We start from the raw sequence: 21,193 nt of genomic DNA on the forward strand, positions 1-21,193 counted from the left end.
TGTTCCCTTTCCTCGGGGTGGTCATCGGGTCTTCTGCACCGCTTCGAGAACGAATTCGAGCAGCGCTTCGTCGCCGTCGCGGCGACCGTACCGGGAAGCGGCCGTGCTCATCGCGCCGAGGCGCTGCCTGTCCCGCGCCAGCGGGATGATGTTCTGCTCGATCCACTCGGGAGTGAGCTCCGAGTTGTCGACCAGCACGCCGCCACCGGCCTCGACCACGGGCAGCGCGTTGCGCTTCTGTTCCTGGTTGCTGTGCGGGTACGGCACGTACACCGCGGGCACGCCGAGCGCGGTGGTCTCGGCCACCGTGATCGCGCCACCGCGGCAGAGCATGAGGTCGGCCGCCGCGTAGCCGAGCTGCATGTCCGACAGGTAGGGCAGCACCCGGTACGGCACCGGCAGGTCGGTCGGCACGTCGAACGGGTCGTTGCGGCCGCCCTGCACGTGCAGCACCTGGACGCCGGCGTGGGCCAGCCGCTTGGCCGCCGCGGCCACGGCCAGGTTGATCGTGCGGGCGCCGGACGAGCCGCCCGAGACGAACAGCACCGGCAGGTCGGGCCGGAGACCGAACTGATAGAGGGCTTGGGGGCGCAGGGCGGCCCGGTCCAGGTGGGTCAGCGCGGTCCGCAGCGGGACGCCGACCACCCGCGCGTCGCGCAGCGACTCGGCCTGCTGCGGCTGCTGCGGGAAGCCGACCGCGACGTTCTTGGTGAACTTCATGCCCATCCGGTTGGCCACGCCCGGCGGCACGTTGACCTCGTGGATCACGATCGGGATGTCCTTGCGCCAGGCGGCCAGGTAGGCCGGCACCGACACGTAGCCGCCGAAGCCCACCACGACCTCGGCCTGCACCTCTTCGAGGATCTTGGCGGCCGCGTGCGAGGACTTGTACATCCGGTCCGGGGTGCGCAGCAGGTTCATGTTGATCGACCGCGGCAGCTGGAACGCCGGGATGACCCGCAGGTCGTAGCCGGCCGGTGGGATGAGGTCGTTCTCCATGCCCTTGGGACTGCCCAGCGTCGTGATCCGGACGTCCGGGAAGTGCCGTCTGAGGGCGTCGGCGAAGGCGAGCAGCGGGTAGATGTGACCACCGGTGCCTCCCCCGGCGAGCACGACCGACCGCAGCGAAGCCATTACCTTCTCCTTCCCGCACCCGCGCCTTCAGTGGCCTTGTTCGGGGCCTTGGCCGCCGGCCGCCGTTGCGGGGGGACCGGCGGCAGCGGGGCCCAGAGTAGCCGTACCCATCGCGCGGGCGGACGGGCGTTCAGCGCACGTGACGCGTCGGGCTCGGCCCGGGCGAACGAGGCCAGCATGCCGACCGCCGCCATGGTCACCACGAGGGCGCTGCCACCTGCGGAGATGAACGGCAGCGGGAGGCCGGTGATGGGCAGCATGCCGGTCACGCCGCCGATGTTGATCACGGCCTGGGCCACCAGCCAGGTGGTGATGGCGGTGGCGGCGAGGCGGCGGAACGGGTCGGCCGAGCGCCGGGCGATCCGGAAGCCGGTGTAGGCCAGCACGGAGAACAGGGCCAGGATGATCGCGCAGCCGACCACGCCGAGCTCCTCGGCGACCACGGCGAAGATGAAGTCGTTGTCGGCCTCGGGCAGCCAGTTCCACTTCAGCGCGCCCTTGCCCAGCCCGACGCCGAACCAGCCGCCCTCGAAGATCGCCGAGCGGGCCTGGATGAGCTGGTAGCAGGGGCCGTCGAGGTCGCACTGGTCGAGCGGCTGGAGGAAGTTGGTGAGCCGGGCCAGCCGGTAGTTCTCGGCACCCTTCTCACCGGAGCCGGCGCCGCCGGAGGCGGCCGCGATCAGCAGGCTGATGCCGGCCAGGCCGAGCACGCCGAGCGCGCCGAAGATCCGCAGCCGGACGCCGGCCGCCCAGAGCAGGCCGACGATCAGCGCCAGCAGCACCAGCATGGTGCCCAGGTCGTTGTAGCCGACCAGCACGAACAGCAGGCCGACGACCGGGAACAGCGGGCGCGACAGCTCACGCCAGTGACCCAGCGCCGGGCCCTTGCGGGCGATCACGTCGGCGCCCCAGAGCACCATGCCCAGCTTGGCGAACTCGGCCGGCTGCAATCCGATCGGGCCGATGTAGAGCCAGAGCAGGTCGGCGTGGATCGGGCCGATCCTGGGCGCGCTCAGCAGGTGCACCGACTCCAGGGCCATCAGCAGGTCGAGGAGGGCGAGCAGCGCGATCGCGGCGGCCAGGATGTACTTGCCGAGGTCGCGCAGGGTGCCGGCGGGCAGCCGCTGGCACACCCAGAACGCGACCAGGCCGAGCAGCGCGAAGACGGCCTGGCTGCTGATGGCGCTGAACGCGTTGCCGTTCTCGGCGTACGCCTTGACGCTGGTGGCCGAGAAGACCATGGTCAGGCCGATCAGCAGCAGCAGACCGGAGCTGGCCAGCAGCAGGTAGTACGAGGAGAGGGGACGCGCCAGCAACCCGTGCACGGCGGGCAGCAGCTGCCGGCTCAAGGACGGGCGAGGCGCCTGGGAAGTACGGTCGTCCGCCATTGCCTCATCATCGTCGCGGCGACACGCGAGGCTGTGTCACGTGCCTGGCGTGTCGCGCGAGAGATCTATCCCATGACCGCCAGGAAGTCCGAGTAGAACAGCCCCAGGCCGATCGCGACGCAGATGCCGGAGATGATCCAGAACCGCACCACGATGTTGACCTCGCTCCAGCCCGCCAGCTCGAAGTGGTGGTGCAGCGGGGACATCCGGAACACTCGTTTTCCGGTGGTCTTGAACGAGACGATCTGGATGATCAGCGACATCGTGATGATCACGAACAGGCCGCCGATGATGACCGACAGCAGCGTCGTCCGGGTCGCCACGGCCAGGCCGCCGATCAGGCCGCCCAGACCGAGCGCGCCGGCGTCACCCATGAAGATCCGGGCCGGGGACGTGTTCCACCACAGGAAGCCCACGCAGGCGGCGGCCGCCGCGGCCGCGATCATCGCGACCTCCAGCGGGTCGCGCACCTGGTAGCAGTAGTCGTTGACGCGAGCGTAGTCCGAGTCGCCGCACCAGTGCCGGTACTGCCAGAAGCCGATCAGGGCGTACGCCCCCAGCACCAGGATCGAGGCGCCGGTGGCCAGGCCGTCGAGGCCGTCGGTCAGGTTCACGCCGTTGGACATCGCCATGATCACGAAGACGAAGACCAGCACCGAGCCGACCTTGCCGACGTCGAGCCAGCTGATGTCGCGGATGAAGGAGATGTGCTCGCTGGCCACGGTCTCGCCGTTGGTGCTGGGCACGTAGAGCGCCACGACCGCGAACGCGGTGCCGACGATCAGCTGGCCGAGCAGCTTGCCCTTGGCGCTCAGGCCGTCGGAGTTGCGCCGGCGCACCTTCAGGAAGTCGTCCAGGAAGCCGACCACGCCGCAGAAGACGAACAGGCCGAGCAGGACCAGCGCGGTCATGGTCGGGCTCTCCTGGGCGATCTGCCGCTCCGGGAGGGTGGTCAGGGCGACGTGCCCGGCCGCGTAGGCGATGACCGTGGCGATGATGAAGGCCACGCCGCCCATCGTGGGCGTGCCCTTCTTGCCCGCGTTGCTGGCCAGCCCGAGGCCGCCGCGGATCGGCTGGCCGGCCTTGAGCGCGGTGAAGACGCGGATCGCGATCGGCGTGCCGAACAGCGAGATGATGAAGGCGACCGCGGCCGCGACGATGACTGCCCTCACCGGGACTCCTCCTCGGGGCGCAGCGAGTCCACCACGTCCCATGTGCGGTACCGGGAGCCCTTGACGAGGACGACGTCGCCCTCGCGCAGGTCTGCCCGCAGGATCTCGATGGCCGCGGCCTGGTCGGCGGCGAGCGTGGCGGCGCCGGTCCAGCCCTCGACCGCGTGCGCGCCGTCCACGATCGGCCCGGCCTCAGGGGCCACCGCGATGAGCCGGTCCACGCCGAGCCCGGCCGCGACCCGGCCGACCTCCTCGTGGCCGGATCGCTCGTGCGGGCCGAGCTCGGCCATGTAGCCGAGCACGGCGATGGTGCGCTTCCCCTCGCCCATCGCGGCCAGCGCCTGCAGCGCGGCCGTGGTGGAGGACGGATTGGCGTTGTACGAGTCGTCGATCACCACGACACCGTCGGGCCGGGTGAAGACGTCCATCCGGCGACCGGAGACGATCCCGACCTCACCGAGCGCCTCCGCCACCTCCGGGACCGGCATCCCCAGCGAGAGCGCGACCGCCGCTGCGGCGAGGGTGTTCGCCACCTGATGGCGGCCCGCCACAGCTAATTGGACATTTCCGAAATGACCGTCAAAACCGAGAGTGTACGAAGCGCGTCCGGCCCCGTCGACCACGACCTCCGTCGCACGCACCCGCGCGCCCGAGGCCTCACCGACCAGCCACACAGGGGCAGCGGTACGCGGCGCCATCCCGGCCACCAGCGCATCGTCGGCGTTCAGGATCGCCACCCCGTCGGCCGGCAGAGCCTCGACCAGCTCGCCCTTGGCCTGGGCGGTGCCCTCGACCGAGCCGAACTCGCCCAGGTGGGCCGCCCCGATGTTGAGCACCACGCCGATCTGCGGCCGGGCGATCTCGGTCAGGTACCGGATGTGCCCGATCCCCCGGGCGCCCATCTCGAGCACGAGGAAGCGCGTCTCGGTGGTCGCCTGCAACACCGTGTACGGAAAACCGAGCTCGTTGTTGAGCGATCCGGCCGGCGCGACCGTCGGCCCGAGCCGCGACAGCAGCTGCCCGATGTAGTCCTTGGTCGTGGTCTTGCCCGAGGAGCCGGTGAGGCCGACCACGGTCAGCTTGCCGAGCCGGCTGACGACGGCCTTGGCCAGCGCCGCCAGCGCGGCCAGGGGCTCGGTCACGACCACGCCCGGCTGGCCGGTGTCGCGCGTGCTGAGCACGGCGGCCGCCCCGGCCTCGATCGTGGCCGCGGCGAACTTGTGCCCGTCGACCTTCTCGCCCTCGAAGGCCACGAACAGCCCGCCCGGGCCGACCTTGCGAGAGTCGTACTCCACCGGACCGGTGACCTCGAGGCCCGGCGCCGCGTTGACCACGCGACCCCCGGTGACCTCGGCGATCTCCGCCAACGTCATCCGGATCACGAGCCGCTCCCCGCGGCCGCGGTCAGTGCCGCGGCCAACTCGATCCGGTCGTCGAACGGCAACATCTCGCCGTTCACCTCCTGGCCCCGCTCGTGTCCCTTGCCCAGCAGCGCGATCACGTCGCCCGGCGCGGCCAGCCGCACCGCCTCGTCGATCGCATCCCGCCGCCCGGCCACTTCGATGATCTTCGCAGGAGCGCCGGCTGCTTCGGCGCCGGCCCGCACGGCAGCGCGTACGGCTGCCGGGTCCTCGGTCCTGGGGTTGTCGTCAGTGACGATCACCAGATCGCTGCCGCGGGCCGCCGCCGCGCCCATCAGCGGGCGCTTGCCCCGGTCGCGGTCGCCGCCGGCGCCGATCAGGCAGATCACCCGGCCGCCGCGCCCGGTCGCGAGCTCGCGCAGGGCGGCCAGGGCGGCCACGATCGCGTCCGGCTTGTGCGCGTAGTCGACCACGCCCAGGATCTCGCCCGGCGCGGCCACCTGCTCCAGCCTGCCCGGCACACCCGGGCAGGCCGCGATGCCGCGCGCGGCCACGGCCGGGTCCACTCCGGCCGCCACGAGGGCGGCCAGGGCCAGCAGCGCGTTGGCCACGTTGTGCCGGCCGGGCAGGGCCACGCCGGCCTCGACCCGTACGCCGTCCGGCCCGTGCGCGACGAAGCGCTGACCGAACGCCGACGGCCGGATGTCGCTGGCCCACCACGACGCCTCGGTGTGGCCGTCGGCCGAGTAGCTGATCGTGACCGGCTTGAACAACGGCCTCAGGGCCGCGTCGTCGAAGTTGAGGACCTCGAAGCGGCAGCGGCCGTCGAACAGCTTGGCCTTGGCCGCGAAGTAGTCGTCGGCGTCGCGGTGGAAGTCGAGGTGGTCCAGGCCGAAGTTGGTGTAGCCGCCGACGGTGTAGCGCACGCCGTTGACCCGGCCGACGGCCAGGGCGTGGCTGGACACCTCCATCACCACGGCCGACACGTCGCGCTCCAGGCCGGCGGCGAGGATCGCGTGCACGTCGGTCGCCTCGGGGGTGGTGCGCACGCTTTGCACAACCAGGTCCCCCAGCCGCGTCTCGACCGTGCCGATCATGCCGGTGACCAGGCCGGCGGCCCGCAGACCGGACTCGACCAGGTAGGCCGTCGAGGTCTTGCCGGCGGTGCCGGTGATCCCGATCACGGTGAGGCGGGCCGAGGGGTCGCCGTAGATGGCCGAGGCGGCCGCGCCGAGCACGGCCCGCGGGTCGTCCACGACCAGGACGGGCAGGCCGGTGGCGGTCGCCGGCTCGCGGCCGGCGGGATCGGTCAGGATCGCCGCCGCGCCGGCCCCGGCGACGGCGGCGGAGAACTCCGCGCCGTGCCGGTTGGCGCCGGGAAGGGCCGCGTAGAGATCGCCGGGGCGGACCTCGCGGCTGTCGTGGGTGATGCCCGTGACCTCGGCGTCGTCACCGGTCAGCGTGGCCGCGACCAGCGGGACCAGACTCGACAACCGGTACGGGGCCACGGAGACGGGACGGGGAATGCCGGGCACGGCGTCAGACCCTACCCCGTCCCCACCGCTCGGCGGAAAACGGCATTGCGGTCACGGCTTGATCTTCAGTTTCGGCGCCGGCGTGGTCGACGGCGGCACCTTGTAGTGGAGCAGGGCGAACGACATCATCTTGGAGAACGCCGGGGCCGCCACGTCGCCACCGGTGCCGACCGGCACGTCGGCCGAGACGGCGATGACGAAGCGCGGGTTCTCGGCCGGCGCCATGCCGATGAACGAGCCGTAGTTGGCGCTGGTGTACTTGCCGTCGACCAGCCGCTTGCCGGTGCCGGTCTTGCCCGACACCCGGTACGCCGCGACGGCCGCCTTCTTGCCGGTCGCGCCGTCGTTGTCGACCACGGCCTCCATCATGGTGCGCAGCTGGGAGGCGACCTGCGGGTCCAGCACCTTGTGACTCTCCGGCTCGGCCGCCTGCGTCACCTTGCCGTCCTTACCCGAGGTCATCGACTTGATCAGGTGCGGCTGGATGTAGACGCCGTCGTTGGCGATCGCGTTGTAGCCCGCCGCCATCTGCACCAGCGTGGCGTCCACACTCATGCCGATCGGCACCGACCCCGACGCCGAGCCGCTCCACTCGTCCGGGGTCAGCAGCCGGCCGTCCGCCTCGCCGAGCGTGCCCTCCTCGGTCGACTTCCCCAGCCCGAACTTCTGCTGGTACTCGTAGACCTTCTGCTTGCCGAGCTTGTCGGCGATCAGGATCGTGCCCACATTGGACGAGTAGGCGAGCAGGCCCGCCATCGTCATCTTGGTGCCCTTCTTCTGCTCGTGGGTGTCCTGGAAGCGGTAACCGCCACGCTCGAGGGCGGGGCCGATCGCCAGGACGGAGTCCGGCGTGATCAGCCCCTCCTGCAGCGCCGCGCCGAAGATGAACGCCTTGTGCACCGAGCCCGGGTCGGCCACGATGCTGCTCGGCGTGTCCTCACGCTCGGTCGGGGTGTAGGCGCCCGGCTTGGCGGCGTTGTAGGTGGGGCAGCTCGCCTGGGCCAGCACCTCACCGGTCTTCACGTCCATCACCACGGCGCCGGCCATGCTCGCCTTCGACTTGGTGGCCTGCTCGCACAGGATGCGCTGCACCTCGTACTGCAGGTCGCCGTCGATGGTCAGCTGCAGCGAGGTGCCCGGCTGGGGCTCGGTGTACTTCTCGTACCCGCCCGGGATCGGCTTGTTCAGGTCGCCCTTGCCGATCTCGAACTCGCGCTCGCCGTCGGTGCCGCGCAGCAGCGAGTCGTAGCGCGCCTCCATGCCCTCCAGGCCCGAGTTGTCGTCGCCGGTGAAGCCGATCAGGTTCGCCGCCAGGTCGGCGTTCGGCACGTCGCGCCGCTCGTCCTCCTTGACGATGATGCCGGGCAGGTCCATGGCGGCGATCTTGTCGCCGACCGAGATGTCGACACCCTGGGCCAGATATTCGAAGCGCGACTGCCCGCCACCGGGCTGCTTGTGCGGCTTCATCAGGTTGATCAGCTTGGACGGCTGCACGGTGATCAGCGGGGAGAGGATCGCGGCCGTCTTCGCCGGGTCCTTGACCAGGGCCGGGTCGGCGGCGACGTAGCGGGCCTCCACGCTGTGCGCGAGGACCGTGCCGTCCCGGTCCACGATGCTGCCCCGCGGCGCCGGCAGGCGCACCTTGGCCAGCCGGTCCTCCCGCAGCTCGATCAGCCGCTTGGCGTCCGACGGCGACGAGGCCACCTGCAGCACGACCAGCCGCACCCCGATCATCACGAACAGCGAGAGCGCGACCACGGCGCCGATCCGCAGCCGCCGGGTGCTGTTGGCCAGCTTGGGCGGCTCGGGCGCGACCGCGCGGACAGCGCGGTTGACCCGCGGTCCACTCACGATCCGTCGTGGTCCCTCTGATTTGCCGGTACGCGGGGAAGCCGCCGGCCGGGCCCCGCGCGTGGCCCGCCCACCGCGGTCGTCACTCGCCCCACCCGCGGCAGTACGGCGGTCCGTGCCCGCCCCGCTACGGCGATCCGTGCCGGCTCCGGCGCGGCGGTCCGGGCTGGCCACTGTGCGGCGAGGTTTGACGCCGGCCCGCGTGCGGCGGTTGTCCAGCTCGTCGTCGGCGAAGTCGTCCTCGTCGAACTGCGGGGTGCGGCTGCGGGGCGTGGGCTTGCCACCGCGCGCCTCCCGGGTCTTCCCGGTGCCCTTGCGTCCCCGGCCGGCCGGCTCGGCGGGCTGCTCGGGGATCTCCGGCGCCTCCTCCTCCGGCTCGCCGCGGCCGCCACGCCGCGGGCGGCCGCCGTCGAGCACCTGAAGCGCGGGCCGGAACGGATCCGACGTGCGCCCGGCGCGCGGCGACCGCGTGCGCTGATCCCGCTCGGCCATCGTGCGCCCGCGCGGGGTGTAGGCCCGCGCGTCACCGATGCCGCCGAAGCCCCGGCCCTGGCCGGCCTGCTCGTCGCCCTCCTCGGGGAGGTCACGAGACGTACCGCGCCGGGGCTGAGCGCCCCGGCGCGGTGGAGTGTCGTCAGCCCGCGGCGCCATCCGGCCTACTGCCCGGCGCCGGTCTGCGCCTGCCCGCCACCGGTCGACCCGGTCGCGGCCTGCCCATCACCCGTCGCGGCCTGCCCGTTGCCGGTCTGGCTGACCGAACTCTGACCGTTGCCTCCCTGGCCGGTGGCACCCTGGCCGTTGCCGCCCTGGCTGGTGGCACCCTGGCCGTTGCCGGGCTGGCCGGTGGCGGCGCCGTCGATCGGCGTGACGTTGGCCGGGCCCTTGTCGGACTTCGGGTCCTGGGCCGTGATCGACAGCTTGCCCTCGGCCGGCATCGGCACCTTGATGACCTTGCCGTCCGGCAGCCGGAGCACGGCCAGGTTCTCCGCCTTGACCAGGCCGAGCCGCCGGGCCGCGGCGTCCAGGTTGCCGATGCTCGACACCTCGATGAGCTGGTTGTCCAGGTCCTGCCGCTGGTTGTCGAGCGCCGTGTTCTGCTTCTCCAGGTCAGCGATCTTGAACGAGTTCTCGTTCGTCTTGGTGTTGATCAGCAGAATGCCGAGCACCCCGACGATCACCAGCCCGACCACCCCGGCCGTGAACGGCGCCCGCGGCCCCCGCCGGATCGGCAGCGGCGCCACGGAGAGCCGCGGCCCCGCCCCGGCCTCGGCCCGGCCGTTGCCGTCGGGCTCCACCTCGAGCTGCAGAGCCGCGGTGCCCGCGACGGGCGCCTCGACCCCGTCCGGCCGCCCCTGGCCCCCGCGAGCGGAAGCGGAACGCCCCTTCTCCAGCTTGGCCGCGATCGGCCGCACCTTGTCCTGGTCGCTGTCCCGCCGAGCCCGCACATCCTCGGTGATCCGCCGAACCCGCTCGCTCTCGGCGTCCCGCCGGCCACCTTCGACCTCACGGCCCGCCCGCACACCTTCGCCGTCCCGGCTCAGCCGCACGCCCTCGGTGTCCCGGCGCTTCCGCGTCCCGTCAGCGTCGCGGCCCAGCCGCACGCCTTCCGTGTCCCGGCGCTTGCGCGAACCCTCAGCGTCCCGGCCCAGCCGCACGCCTTCCGTGTCCCGGCGCTTCCGCGGGCCATCAGGGTCGAGGTCCGCCCGCACGCCCTCGGTGTCGCGGCGCTTGCGCACGCCTTCCGTGTCCCGGCGAGCGCGAAGCTCCCCGGTGTCGCGGCGAGCGCGGGCGTCCTCGCTGATGTCGCGGCGAGCGCGAACCTCCCCGCTATCGCGGCGAGCGCGGGCGTCCTCGCTGATGTCGCGGCGAGCGCGGACACCTTCGGTGTCGCGGCCGGCGCGGACGCCCTCGGTGTCGCGGGCGCGGCTGCGGGGAGCGGCGTCGCGGGCCCCGCCGCGGACGTCCTCGTTCTCCCGTCGCCGGGGGCTCGCGCCCCGGGCGTCGCGGCCGATCCCGGACCGGCGCGGGCCGGCCTCGTCCGCACCACCGCGGATGTCGTCCGTGAAGTGCCGGGCCCCCCGGCCGGCACTGCCCCGGCCGTCGCCGGCCCGGCTCGTGGCGTCCGCATCGCGGCCCGTGCCCTGCTCGCGCCGGCCGTACGCCTGGCGCTGCTGATCCGCGGCCCGGCCCCCCGACCGCGGCGCGTGGTTGCGCTCGCTCATGCTTTCCCCTCCCCCTCTTCGCGTTCCCCCGGGCGTAACCGCCCTCGTCCCCCGTGCGTTGTAGACAGTCGGGGCCGTTCGCGGGCGGCCCCGGGAGCCTGGTCGTGCTGGTCGAGGCGTTCCACGGCGCGCAGCTTCACCGAAGCTGCCCGCGGGTTCGCCGCGACCTCGTCGTCACTGGGCGGCTCTGACCCCTTTGTCAGCAGCCGCAGTGTCGGACCGGTGCCGGGCAGTTCGACCGGCAGGTCGATCGGCCCCGTCGAGCGCGTCCTCGCGGTGAGGGCACGCTTGACGATCCGGTCCTCCAAAGATTGGTAGCTCATCACCACAAGGCGCCCTTTCGGGGCCAACGCGTCCAAAGCGGCCGGGACCGCGGACTCGAGCGTGGCGAGTTCGCCATTTACCTCGATGCGTAACGCTTGAAACGTTCTTTTCGAAGGATTTCCACCGGTTCGCCGGGCTGCGGCGGGGATGGCCTCTTTGACCAGCTCGGACAGCTTCGCCGTCGAGGTGATCCGGCCCTTCTGCCGCTCCCGCACGATCGACGAGACGACACGTGTGGCGAACTTCTCCTCGCCGTACGTCCGCAGGATCCGGACCAGCTCGCCGGGCTCGTACTCGTTCACGACCTGCTCGGCCGTGATGCCCGTGGTCTGGTCCATGCGCATGTCGAGCGGCGCGTCCTGTGCGTAGGCGAAGCCACGGTCGGCCTCGTCGAGCTGCAGCGAGGAGACGCCCAGGTCGAACAGTCCGCTGTGGATCAGCCGGATACCGAGCTTCTCGAGCACGCGGGGCAGCTCGTCGTAGACGGCGTGGACCAGGTGGACCCGCTCCTCGCCGAACCGGGCGAGCCGCTGCCGCGAGTGGGCCAGCGCCTCGGTGTCCCGGTCGAGTCCGATGAGGACGACCTCCGGATAGCGCTCGAGCACCGCCTCGGCGTGACCGCCCAGGCCGAGCGTGAAGTCGACGTGCACCGCGCCGGGCAGCTGCAGGGCCGGGGCGAGCAGCTCGAGGCATCGCTCGAGCAGCACCGGCACGTGCGTGCCGCGAAGCTCCCCCATGTCGACCCCCATCGCATCCCCGACTGTCCCCGGCTCACGCCTCACCAGGCCCTTTTCCGGCCCAGTGCCCACCCATCGACGACGCCGTAGCGATGTGCCCACGCCGTGGCAGCCGCCCGAACGTCTTTCCGTACCGCCAGATCCCCATCCGCTCGTGCCCGTTGCCATCGGGCGCGCCCAAGCCCGGACACGCGCCTGGCGCCGGGGAAGAGGCGCCAGGTGCGGGAGCGGCTGGAGATCTCGCAGTACGGCAGCAGCGACGTCCGGGCCCCACCACAGGGCCGGCCGAATGCCACGCCTCACAGTCCGACGGGCAGCACCCCCTCCTCGATGTCCGCGAACTCGTCTTCGCTCGCGGCGAGGTAGTCGTCCCACGACTGCTTGTCCCAGATCTCCACCCGGGTGCTCGCCCCGATCACCACGAGTTCGCGGTCGAGTGCCGCGTACGCCCGCAAGTGAGCCGGGATCGTGACCCGCCCCTGCTTGTCGGGAATCTCGTCGTGCGCGCTGGCGAAGAACACCCGGCTGTACGCCCGGGCGGCCTTGTTCGTGACCGGGGCCTCGCGAAGCTGACCCGCGATGCGCTGGAACTCCGGCATCGGGAACACGTAAAGACAGCGCTCCTGCCCCTTGGTGATCACGACACCTCCCGCCAGCTCGTCGCGGAACTTCGCTGGAAGGATCAGCCGCCCCTTGTCGTCGAGGCGTGGGGTATGAGTGCCGAGAAACATCGGCTCCAACCCCCTGCCCCTGGCGGTTCGCGGTCCGCCGGTCAACTCGGGCCGGCAGGTCTTCCAGAGCCAAATCCCGTTTGGAATTCAGGTCCCTTTTGGCCCTGCCACTGCGCTCCACTCTACTCCACTTCCCTCCACCCGCAAGCCGAATGAGCGCCCTCACGAAGCTTGTTCGCACACGAAACCCCAGCTCAAAGGCGTGCACGCAGAGTGGAGGGCCACCGCATGATCAACCCCGTCCGGTTTCCGACATCCTCACCGCACCCCCGTCAAGAAACACGACAAACACGCCCAAACCTCCCAGTCAAAACAAATGTCAACCCCCGCCGGGGAGGAAAGTGGAGGACCGTCGAGATAACCCGCTGTCAACCCCGACTCCAGTTCATTCACGCCCCCGCATCGTCATTCACCGCGCGCCCGCCGACGCGATCCCCGCGAGGTCGCCCGAGCCTGCGCGGGCGCGGGCGCGGGATCAGGCCGGGCGGGCCAGGGCGGACGCGGGCGCGGTGGCCCCCGCCGGATGGATGGCGCAGGCACGCGGGTGGCCCCGGCGGGGTAGGTGGCGCAGGCGCGCGGGTGGCGGCCCGGGCGGGGTGGGCGGCCCAGGCGCGCGGGTGGCGGCCCGGGCGGGGTGGGCGGCCCAGGCGCGCGGGTGGCGGCCCGGGCGGGGTGGGCGGCCCAGGCGCGCGGGTGGCGCGGACAAACACGGCGGCGCGGACGCGGTGGGCGGCCGGCGGCGCGGGCGCGGGCGACGTGACCCGGCGGACACCTCATCGCCAGGGCGCAGATTCCGCACGCCGAGGGCTCAGGTGTGCGGGCTGTTATTTACAGGCGGGACGGAGAAAGCGCCTTCAGGCCCGCGGAGCGGGCCTTGGCGTGACGGTACGCACCGGCCGAAAGTGGGGCAGAGGGAGTGAGGACAGACCGAGGCCGTCCCTACGGCGGGTGCCTGTGGCCAACTCCGTATCTCCGGAAAGCGCGAGCAAGTCACCTGGAGTCACCGGACCGACAGAGGGGCGCGACCGAACCGGTCGCGCCCCGCTGAGCAACTGTCGTACTTACCGCGTGTCTGAGGAACCTCAGACGAGGCGGCGGACCACGTAGTTGGTGCTGATCATCTTGCGCTTGGAGACGCGCGCGCCGGTGTGCGGCGAGTCGTACATGTAGCCGTTGCCCGCGTAGATGGCCGCGTGGTAGCCGTAGGAGCCGTTCCGGAAGATGATCAGGTCTCCGGCCTTCTTGGCGCCCTTGGCCACCGACTTGCCGGCGGACTGCTGCGAGTTGGCCTTGTGGGCCAGGTTCTTGCCCGCGGCCTTCTTGTACACGTACTTGGTGAAGCCCGAGCAGTCGAAGCGGCTCGGACCCGAGGCGCCGAACTTGTACAGCGCGCCGGTGTGGGCCGAGGCCTCGGCCAGGACCTTGGCGCCGCTGGCGACGACCTTCACCGCGAGGCGGCCGCCCACCTGCGGGGCGAACGTCGAGGTGCCGGCGTAGACCATGCGGAGCGAGCCGCTGGTCTTCGGGGCGGCGTACAGGGCGATGGCGCCGTTCTTGTTGACCTTGCCGGACGCCCAGTTCTGCCACTTGCCGTTGCGGAGCGCCTGCAGGCGCACCGTGCCGGACGTGACCGCCTTGCCGTTGGTCGGGTTGATGTAGCGGGCGGTCACCTTGACCTTGGCGCCCCAGGCCAGCGTGCGGGTGCTGACGCTGGTGCGGACGGTCGGCTTCACCTTCGCCGCGGCCTTGGCAGTCACGGCGGCCTGCGTCACCACGGGGGTGGCGGCGTGCGCGGCCGGCGTGGAGACCAGCTGGCCGGCGCAGAGGCAGAGACCGAGAGACAGTGCGAGTTTGCCGGCTCCGACGGACATGCGTCGGCCCCGGCTCGAACTGTGTTCGTGCACGGTAGAGAATTCCCTCCGGCACGCCTGCGAGGTTAGCTGTCGGGTTCGGGCGGGAAGGCTTGCCCGGTCGCTGGGAGGCGACTTCACCCCAAGGTCTCTCCGTTGATCGCCACCGGAGCGGGTGACGCGGAGGAGACCGCTATTTGGGTCCCCCGTCCCTGCCCCCGTATGCCTTTGTGGTCGTACAACTGCTCGTGGTCGCGCTGCCTGGCCCGGGGCAGGGCTCGGCGTGAACCGGGCGGCGCAAGCTTCCAGCGGGTTGCTGTCGGCTGATCCTTGGTACCCGAGATCCGTCCCGGGCGGCGGAAGCGGCTCAGTGACCGAGAGTAGTTGGCACACGGACCCCTGTCCGATTTGTGACCGCCGCGTAACTTTTGCCAGCACGGATCGTGCTGGGGCAAATACATTTTGTTGAAGGTTACGGGTGAAACAGAACACATAATTCCTCGTCACCGGCCGGGTGACGGCCTTTCCGTATTCACTCTTCCGCGGTTCAAACCTTCCTCACCGGGCAAAACCCGCTCCCCCGAACGGCCGAGTCGGATGCCGGACGGAGGGGGACCGGCGACAACTCGACGTAACAGGCGGTTCCGGTACCCTCGTCGCCGTGACGGACGGGAAGATGCCCCTGCGGGCCAAGGTCGCGACCTCCGTGTCGAAGACGGCGGCGGCGCTCTCCAGGGCCGCGGGACGCGGCGACGGCTCGGTCATCGGAGGCTGGATCGGCCTCAAGATCGACCCTGAGCTGCTGAGCCACTTGGCCACCGGACGCGCGATCGCGCTCGTCTCGGGAACCAACGGCAAGACCACCACGACGCGGCTGGCGGCGGCCGCGCTCGGCGTGCTCGGCCCGGTCGCGACCAACTCCTTCGGGGCCAACATGCCCACCGGGCACACGTCGGCCCTGGCCAAGGCCGGTCAGACCCCGTTCGCGGTGCTGGAGGTGGACGAGCACTACCTGCCCCGGGTCATCGACGAGACCAAGCCGCGGGTGGTGGCCCTGCTCAACCTCTCCCGCGACCAGCTCGACCGGGCCAAGGAGGTGGCGATGATGGCGCAGCTGTGGCGCACCACCCTGGCCGGCCACCCGGATGTGAACGTGGTCGCCAACGCCGACGACCCGATGGTGGTCTGGGCCGCCTACGGCTCGCAGAAGGTGACCTGGTTCAGCGCCGGCCAGCGCTGGCAGGACGACTCGTGGGTCTGCCCGGAGAGCGGCGACCCGATCGAGCGGGAGAACGGCGACTGGTGGTGCACCGGCTGCCCGCTGCGCCGGCCGATACCGCAGTGGCGCGTCGAGGACGAGGGCGTGGTCGACCCGCGCGGCGACTGGCACCTGGTCAAGCTGCAGCTGCCGGGCACGGTCAACCTCGGCAACGCGGCCACCGCGCTGGCCGTGGCGGCCGAGTTCGGCGTGCGCCCGATCGAGGCGCTCCCCCGGCTCTCCACCGTCACCTCCATCGCCGGGCGGTACGCGCAGGTCGAGCGGGACGGCCGCAACATCCGGCTGCTGCTGGCCAAGAACCCGGCCAGCTGGCTCGAGGCGTTCGACATGGCCGATCAGGCGCCGACCCTGCTCTCCATCAACGCGCGTGACCCCGACGGCTTCGACACCTCCTGGCTGTACGACGTCGACTTCGCGCCGCTGTACGGCCGGCCGGTCCTGATCACCGGTGAGCGGGCCTACGACCTGGCAGTTCGGCTGGAAGTGAACGGTGTGCCCTTCCAGCACGTGTTGAGTTTCGAGGAGGCGGTCCGGATCGTGCCCCCCGGCCGCCTCGAGGTGATCGCCAACTACACGGCGTTCCAGGACATCCGAGCGGAGTTGGACCGTGTCAACTGAGGCTTTGCGCATCGTCTGGATCTATCCGGACCTGCTCTCCACCTACGGCGACCGCGGCAATCTGCTGATCCTGGCCCGCCGGGCCGCGATGCGCGGCATCCCGGTCGAGACGTACTCGGTCCGCTCCGACCAGCCGATGCCCACCACCGCCGACATCTACCTGATCGGCGGCGGCGAGGACGGCCCGCAGGCCCTGGCGGCCCAGCGGCTGATCAACGACGGCGGCGTGCACCGGGCCGTCAACCAGGGCGCGGCGGTGCTGGCCATCTGCGCCGGTTACCAGCTCTTCGGTCACTCGTTCTTTGCCAAGGGAGCGAAATGCCCGGGTCTCGGGCTTCTCGACCTGCACTCCGACCGGGGTGAGACGCGCGCCGTGGGCGAGATCCGCGGCGACATCGACCCGCGGCTGGGGCTGCCTCCGCTGAGTGGTTTCGAAAATCACGGCGGCCGTACCCACCTGGGGCCGGGCGCCGCCCCGCTGGCCCGGGTGACGGCCGGCATTGGCAATGACGGCCAAACCGAGGGAGCCTGGGCAGGGAAGATTCTGGGCACCTACTCGCACGGCCCGGCGCTGGCCCGCAACCCAGCTATAGCCGATCTGCTACTGCGCTGGGCCATCGGCGCGGATAGTCTTGCCCCGGTCGACGACACCTGGGCCGAGCGGCTCCGGGGCGAACGACTGGCGGCAGCCGGAGCCTGACGACACGTTTTGACCGACGAGACACTGGGACGGACGACTGCATGACTGACATCCTGATCGCCCCGCCGGGCGCCATCGCCTCCGCGGACCCTCAGGCCCCTCAGTCCCTGGGCTGGCGCCGCCGGCTCGTCCGGTTCGGCATCCTCGGCCTGGTCATCGCCGCCATCGCGGTCGCCGCGGCCGTGCTGCCGATCCAGGACATCGCCGACGGCATCGCCAAGCTCGGCCCGATCGCCGCCGCCATCATCGCGGTGGTCGGCGGCCTGCTCCTCTCGGTCCTCGTCCCCCGCACCGCGATCACCGTGGCCTGTGGCGCCCTCCTGGGTGCCACCACGGGCGCGGCGACCGCCCTGGCCGCCGCGGTCATCGCCGCCGCCGTCACCTACTACGCGGGCCGCTGGGTCGGCCGCGGCGCCCTCGAGGCCCGCGCCGGCGGCAAGCTGGGCAGCAAGCTCCACAAGCTCGACGGCTGGCTCAACAAGCGCGGCCTCTCCGCCGTGCTGCTGGTCCGCTTCCTCCCGCTGGCCCCGTTCGGCCTGGTCGGCTACGCCTACGGCACCACCAGCGTCTGTCGCAAGCGCTACCTGCTCGGCACCACCCTGGCCGCCATCCCGTCCGCCATCTCCTACGCGACGATCGGCGCCGCCGTCACCCAGCCGGGCGAGATGAGCGTGCTCTCCTTCGCCCCCGCCGCCATCGGCTTCCTGCTCACCACCGGCATCGTCGTCTGGTGGAAGCGCTCCGCGAAGAAGTCCGCCGCCGCCGTGGCCACCGCCTGAGAGTCAACCCCGCCGGAGGTACGCTTCGGCACCCTCACAACCGCACTAAGGCCGCTCCCGCTCCGCCGGGCGCGGCCTTTCTGCTTTCCCCGGGCCGCAGCGCGCCTTCCGCGCGATTGCATGGCCCATCCCGGGCCTTCCAGCCCGATCCCCACCCAGCGCAGCCCCCGCCCAGCGCAGCGCTCACCCAGGCAGCCCGCACCCGCGCGCCCGGCCGAACCCCGCCCAGCGCAGCCCTCACCCCGCGCAGGCCTCACCCGCGCGCCCGGCCGAACCCCGCCCAGCGCAGCACCCACCCGCGCACCCGGCCGAACCCCGCCCAGCGCAGCCCTCACCCCGCGCGCCCGGCCCAACCCCGCCCAGCGCAGCCTCACCCCGCGCGCCCGGCCCAACCGCCGCCCATCGCAGCCCTCACCCCGCGCGCCCGGCCCAACCCCCCGCCTCCACCGCGCGGGCCGCGCGGTGACCACGACTACACGCGAAAGGCGCGCTGCGGCCCCGGGAAGCACGAAGGCCGCGCCCGACGAGCGGGTGCGGCCTCAGTGCTGTTGTGAGTCCGTGGAGGCGTACCTCCGCGGTTGGTCCTTGATCAGACGACGACGCTGACCAGGCGGCCGGGGACGACGATGACCTTCTTCGGGTCGCGGCCGGACAGGGCGTCGGCGACCGCGGCCAGGGCCTCGGCCCGGATCTCGGCCTCGGGCGTTTCCGGGGTGACCGACACGCGGGCCTTGACCTTGCCGTTGACCTGGACCGGGTAGGTGATCGACTCGGCTTTCAGTTGGGCCGGGTCGGCCACCGGGAAGTCGGCGTAGGCCAGCGTGCCCTCGTGGCCCAGCTTGCCCCACAGCTCCTCGGCCAGGTGCGGCGCGAACGGGGACAGCATCAGCACCAGCGGCTCGACGGCCTCGCGGGAGGCCTCGGGCAGCGGGGTCAGCGTGTTCGTCAGCTCGATCAGCTTGGCGATCGCCGTGTTGAAGCGCAGCTCGTCCAGGTCCTCGCGGACGCCGGCGATGGTGCGGTGCAGATGCTTGCGGGTCTTCGGGTCCAGCGGGTTGTCGGTGGTGCGGACGGCGCCGGTCTCCTCGTCGACGACCAGGCGCCACACTCGCTGCAGGAAGCGCTGGGAACCGACCACCGCCCTCGTCTCCCACGGGCGGGAGACATCCAGCGGGCCCATCGCCATCTCGTACACCCGGAACGTGTCGGCGCCGTACTGGTCGCACATCTCGTCGGGGGTGACGACGTTCTTCAGCGACTTGCCCATCTTGCCGTAGCTGCGGGTGACTTCCTTGTCGTCGTAGTAGTACTTGCCGTCGCGCTCGACGACCTCCTCGGCCGGCACGTAGAAGCCGCGCTCGTCCTGGTAGGCGTAGGCCTGGATGTAGCCCTGGTTGAACAGCCGGCGGAACGGCTCGAACGAGGACACGTGGCCCAGGTCGTACAGCACCTTGTGCCAGAAGCGGGCGTACAGCAGGTGCAGCACCGCGTGCTCGACGCCGCCGACGTACAGGTCGACGCCGCCGCAGTCGCCGTCCTTGCGCGGGCCCATCCAGTACGCCTCGTTGTCCGGATCGGCCAGCGCCTTGTCGTTGCGCGGGTCCAGGTAGCGCAGCTCGTACCAGCAGGAGCCGGCCCACTGCGGCATGGTGTTGGTCTCGCGGGTGTACGTCTTCAGGCCGTCGCCCAGGTCCAGCTCGACGTTGACCCAGTCCTTCTTGCGGGACAGCGGGGTCTCGGGCTCGCTGTCGGCGTCCTCCGGGTCGAAGGTGCGCGGCGAGAAGTCGTCGACGTCGGGCAGCACGACCGGCAGCATCGACTCGGGCAGCGCGACCGGCAGGCCGGTCTCGTCGTAGACGATCGGGAACGGCTCGCCCCAGTAGCGCTGCCGGCTGAACAGCCAGTCGCGCAGGCGGTAGGTGGTGGCCCCACGGCCGTGACCGTGCTGCTCCAGCCAGGCGATCATCGCGGCCTTGGCCTCGGTGACGCCCTTGCCGTCCAGCCAGTCGCTGTTGACGGCCGGCCCGTCGCCGGTGAAGGCGCCTTCGAAACCGTCCGGAGCGGCGACGGTACGGATGATCGGCAGCTCGAAGACCTCGGCGAACTGCCAGTCGCGCTCGTCCTGGCCCGGGACCGCCATGATCGCGCCGGTGCCGTAGCCGGCCAGGACGTAGTCGGCGATGAAGACCGGGATCTTGGCGCCGTTGACCGGGTTGGTCGCGAACGCGCCCGTGAAGACGCCCGTCTTGTCCTTGGACTCGGTGCGCTCTTCGTCGGTTTTGGCGGCCGCTTGTGCCCGATAGGCCGCGACTGCTTCGGCCGGCGTCGCGCTGCCGGCCGTCCATTTCGGATTTGTCGGATTTGGCCAGGCGGTCGGCGTGATGCGATCGACCAGCTCGTGCTCCGGCGCCAGGACCATGTAGGTGGCGCCGAACAGGGTGTCGGGGCGCGTGGTGAAGACGGTGATGATGTCGTCACCGACCGGGAAGTCGACGTGCGCGCCGTTCGAGCGGCCGATCCAGTTGCGCTGCATCAGCTTGACCGGCTCGGGCCAGTCCAGCGTGTCCAGGTCCTCGACCAGCCGGTCACCGTAGGCGGTGATCCGCATCATCCACTGCTTCAGGTTGCGCTGGAAGACCGGGAAGTTGCCGCGCTCGCTGCGCCCCTCCGGCGTGACCTCCTCGTTGGCCAGCACCGTGCCCAGGCCCGGGCACCAGTTGACCGGGGCCTCGCTGACATAGGCCAGGCGGTGGTCGTCGATCAGCTTGCGCCGCTCGACCGGGGACAGCTCGGCCCACGGCGTGCCGGGCGTCTGCTTCTCGCCCGACTCGAACGCGGCGACCAGGGTCTCGATCGGGCGAGCCTTGCGCAGCTCAGGGTCGAACCACGAGTTGAAGACCTGCAGGAAGATCCACTGCGTCCAGCGGTAGTAGTCCGGGTCGGTGGTGGCGAACGTGCGCCGCTCGTCGTAGGCCAGGCCCAGCCGGCGCAGCTGCCCGCGGTACCGCTCGATGTTGGCCGCGGTCGTGGTCGCCGGGTGGGTGCCGGTCTGCACCGCGTACTGCTCGGCGGGCAGGCCGAACGCGTCGAAGCCCATCGGGTGCAGCACGTTGAAGCCGGCCTGCCGCTTGTACCGGGTGTAGCTGTCGGTGCCGATGTAGCCGAGCGGGTGACCGACGTGCAGGCCCGACCCGGACGGGTACGGGAACATGTCCTGGACGTGCAGCTTGGGCGCGCCGTGCCGGGGGTGGCCGGGGTCGGCCAGGTCACCGGTGGGGTTGGGCGCGTGGAAGGTCCCGTGCTCGGCCCAGTAGGCCTGCCAGCGCGGTTCGATCTCGTTGGCCATCGCGGCCGTGTAGCGGAACCGCGGGGTCTCTGACTCGCTCATCTCGGCATCCGTCTTCTCGTCGTCGTCGGCGGGTCTGCACTTTGTCAAGGGCACAAAAAAACCCCTCACGCAGGAGGGGTCGCCGTGCTGGCCGGGTCTAGCGGCGGCAGCACGGCTGGCTAAG

The 21,193-nt window shown here is 71.4% G+C and carries 14 protein-coding genes and 1 riboswitch; of the genes, 3 read left to right on the plus strand and 11 right to left on the minus strand.

Annotated elements, in window-relative coordinates:
* Window positions 1-21: 21 nt before the first annotated feature.
* The 10 genes from murG to AB0J66_RS34120 form a co-directional block, all read right to left on the minus strand.
* Window positions 22-1,134: an undecaprenyldiphospho-muramoylpentapeptide beta-N-acetylglucosaminyltransferase gene (murG, locus tag AB0J66_RS34075; RefSeq protein ID WP_364669595.1), complete on the minus strand. Its 1,113-nt coding sequence runs from the start codon at window positions 1,132-1,134 to the stop codon at window positions 22-24.
* On the minus strand, window positions 1,134-2,522 hold the full coding sequence (locus tag AB0J66_RS34080; RefSeq protein WP_364669598.1) for a putative peptidoglycan glycosyltransferase FtsW: 1,389 nt from the start codon (window positions 2,520-2,522) through the stop codon (window positions 1,134-1,136). The genes murG and AB0J66_RS34080 overlap by 1 nt, the downstream gene beginning before the upstream one ends.
* A gap of 65 nt (window positions 2,523-2,587) precedes the next feature.
* Complete coding sequence (mraY, locus tag AB0J66_RS34085) at window positions 2,588-3,694, minus strand: phospho-N-acetylmuramoyl-pentapeptide-transferase (protein WP_364669601.1); 1,107 nt, start codon at window positions 3,692-3,694, stop codon at window positions 2,588-2,590.
* Window positions 3,691-5,076 (minus strand): UDP-N-acetylmuramoyl-tripeptide--D-alanyl-D-alanine ligase, encoded by a 1,386-nt coding sequence (gene murF, locus AB0J66_RS34090; RefSeq protein ID WP_364669603.1) that lies wholly within the window; start codon window positions 5,074-5,076, stop codon window positions 3,691-3,693. Before murF ends, mraY begins: the two co-directional genes overlap by 4 nt.
* Complete coding sequence (locus AB0J66_RS34095) at window positions 5,073-6,590, minus strand: UDP-N-acetylmuramoyl-L-alanyl-D-glutamate--2,6-diaminopimelate ligase (RefSeq protein WP_364669606.1); 1,518 nt, start codon at window positions 6,588-6,590, stop codon at window positions 5,073-5,075. Before AB0J66_RS34095 ends, murF begins: the two co-directional genes overlap by 4 nt.
* A gap of 51 nt (window positions 6,591-6,641) precedes the next feature.
* Window positions 6,642-9,092, minus strand: a complete 2,451-nt coding sequence (locus AB0J66_RS34100) for a penicillin-binding transpeptidase domain-containing protein (RefSeq protein WP_364669609.1) — start codon at window positions 9,090-9,092, stop codon at window positions 6,642-6,644.
* Window positions 9,093-9,097: 5 nt separating this feature from the next.
* Window positions 9,098-10,663, minus strand: coding sequence for a hypothetical protein (locus AB0J66_RS34105; protein ID WP_364669612.1), 1,566 nt, complete (start codon window positions 10,661-10,663; stop codon window positions 9,098-9,100).
* Window positions 10,660-11,736 carry a 16S rRNA (cytosine(1402)-N(4))-methyltransferase RsmH gene (rsmH, locus tag AB0J66_RS34110; RefSeq protein WP_364669614.1) on the minus strand — a complete coding sequence of 359 codons (1,077 nt, stop codon included), beginning with the start codon at window positions 11,734-11,736 and terminating at the stop codon, window positions 10,660-10,662. Before rsmH ends, AB0J66_RS34105 begins: the two co-directional genes overlap by 4 nt.
* Window positions 11,737-12,023: 287 nt before the next feature.
* A complete protein-coding gene (gene mraZ / locus AB0J66_RS34115) occupies window positions 12,024-12,455 on the minus strand; it encodes a division/cell wall cluster transcriptional repressor MraZ (protein ID WP_364669616.1) in 432 nt (143 codons plus the stop codon).
* A 1,082-nt stretch (window positions 12,456-13,537) separates the two neighbouring features.
* A complete protein-coding gene (locus tag AB0J66_RS34120; protein ID WP_364669618.1) occupies window positions 13,538-14,326 on the minus strand; it encodes an NlpC/P60 family protein in 789 nt (262 codons plus the stop codon).
* A 39-nt stretch (window positions 14,327-14,365) separates the two neighbouring features.
* Window positions 14,366-14,552: riboswitch (cyclic di-AMP (ydaO/yuaA leader) on the minus strand.
* 429 nt (window positions 14,553-14,981) lie between these two features.
* Between AB0J66_RS34120 and AB0J66_RS34125 the strand changes: the two genes are divergently transcribed.
* Genes AB0J66_RS34125 through AB0J66_RS34135 form a run of 3 tightly spaced genes read left to right on the plus strand, consistent with a single transcriptional unit; the run spans window position 14,982 to window position 17,681 of the window.
* The gene (locus AB0J66_RS34125) at window positions 14,982-16,202 is read left to right on the plus strand and encodes a MurT ligase domain-containing protein (protein WP_364669729.1); all 1,221 of its coding nucleotides are present in this window, start codon (window positions 14,982-14,984) and stop codon (window positions 16,200-16,202) included.
* Window positions 16,192-16,902 (plus strand): glutamine amidotransferase, encoded by a 711-nt coding sequence (locus tag AB0J66_RS34130; protein ID WP_364669621.1) that lies wholly within the window; start codon window positions 16,192-16,194, stop codon window positions 16,900-16,902. The genes AB0J66_RS34125 and AB0J66_RS34130 overlap by 11 nt, the downstream gene beginning before the upstream one ends.
* Before the next feature lie 41 nt (window positions 16,903-16,943).
* Complete coding sequence (locus tag AB0J66_RS34135; protein WP_364669623.1) at window positions 16,944-17,681, plus strand: VTT domain-containing protein; 738 nt, start codon at window positions 16,944-16,946, stop codon at window positions 17,679-17,681.
* 589 nt (window positions 17,682-18,270) lie between these two features.
* Here AB0J66_RS34135 and leuS read toward each other — a convergent pair.
* Window positions 18,271-21,069: a leucine--tRNA ligase gene (gene leuS, locus AB0J66_RS34140; protein ID WP_364669626.1), complete on the minus strand. Its 2,799-nt coding sequence runs from the start codon at window positions 21,067-21,069 to the stop codon at window positions 18,271-18,273.
* Between the last annotated feature and the right edge of the window lie 124 nt (window positions 21,070-21,193).

The organism is Actinoplanes sp. NPDC049598, from assembly GCF_040675435.1.
Lineage (GTDB): Bacteria > Actinomycetota > Actinomycetes > Mycobacteriales > Micromonosporaceae > Actinoplanes.